The sequence below is a fragment of the Stenotrophomonas sp. NPDC078853 genome (genome assembly GCF_044901215.1).
Classification (GTDB): Bacteria; Pseudomonadota; Gammaproteobacteria; order Xanthomonadales; family Xanthomonadaceae; genus Stenotrophomonas; species Stenotrophomonas lacuserhaii.
The window spans coordinates 1-1,235 of record NZ_JBJDOQ010000040.1; the positions used below are offsets into that span (position 1 = coordinate 1).

Genomic DNA, 1,235 nt, shown 5'->3' on the forward strand with positions numbered 1-1,235 from the left:
CACAGGCGCGTCAACCATTGATGTCAATGAAGTCGTCTTGGGTACGGCCTTCATGCTCATCGGTGAAAACAGCCGGGACGTGGCTCAGCGAACCGCCGCCAAGCTCAAGGACATCGATGCCACCTTGCCTGACGGCGTGCGGGCGCATCCCGTCTACGACAGAACCGAACTGGTGGACCGGACCATCGAGACGGTGAAGAAGAACCTTCTCGAAGGCGCCTTGCTCGTCATCGTGGTCCTCTTCCTGCTTCTGGGCAATCTACGTGCCGCGCTGATCACCGCGGCGGTCATTCCATTGACGATGCTGCTGACGATCACAGGCATGGTCCAGAATCGTGTTTCGGCGAATCTGATGAGCCTGGGTGCGCTGGACTTTGGCCTGATCGTCGATGGGGCGGTCATCATCGTTGAGAACTGCCTGCGCCGCTTTGGCGAGCGGCAACATCTTCTGGGCCGTCTGTTGACCCGCGAAGAACGATTCTCCTTGGCGGCAAGTGCCAGTGCGGAAGTGATCAAGCCAAGCCTGTTCGGCCTTTTCATCATCGCGGCGGTCTACATCCCGATCTTTGCCCTTTCCGGCGTGGAAGGGAAGATGTTCCACCCGATGGCGCTTACCGTGGTCATCGCGCTTAGCGGTGCCATGGCGCTGTCTCTGACATTCGTGCCGGCCGCCGTGGCTCAGTTCGTAACGGGGAAGGTGTCGGAGAAAGAAACCAAGGCCATGCGCGGGATCACCAAGCTGTATGGCCCGATGCTTGAGCGAGCCGTCAACGCACGCAAGGTGGTGGTGGCCTCGGCCGCAGTGCTCACCGTCCTGGCCGGCCTGCTTGCAAGTCGCCTCGGCACTGAGTTCATTCCGAACCTGGATGAGGGCGATATCGCACTGCATGCGCTCCGAATTCCTGGGACCAGCTTGACTCAGGCCATCGGTATGCAACGTCAGCTGGAAGCGGCGATCAAGCAGTTCCCCGAGGTGGATGAAGTCGTCGCCAAAATCGGCACTGCCGAGGTGGCTACCGATCCCATGCCCCCCTCCGTGGCCGACACCTTCATCATGCTCAAGGATCGGGACCAATGGCCCGATCCACGCAAGCCCAAGGCGCAGCTCGTTGCCGAGCTCGAGAAGGTGGTTCGGGCCATTCCTGGCAACAACTACGAGTTCACCCAGCCGGTGCAGATGCGGGGCTCGAGCAGAAAGCACAGAGGAGATCACCGCACCCAGTGGACATTGCCCG

Annotated in this window: 1 protein-coding gene; it reads left to right on the forward strand. The window is 60.6% G+C overall.

What is annotated here, in order from left to right:
• A partial coding sequence (locus tag ACI2JH_RS19755; protein WP_404737004.1) for an efflux RND transporter permease subunit occupies positions 1-1,235 on the forward strand: 1,235 nt, incomplete at both ends.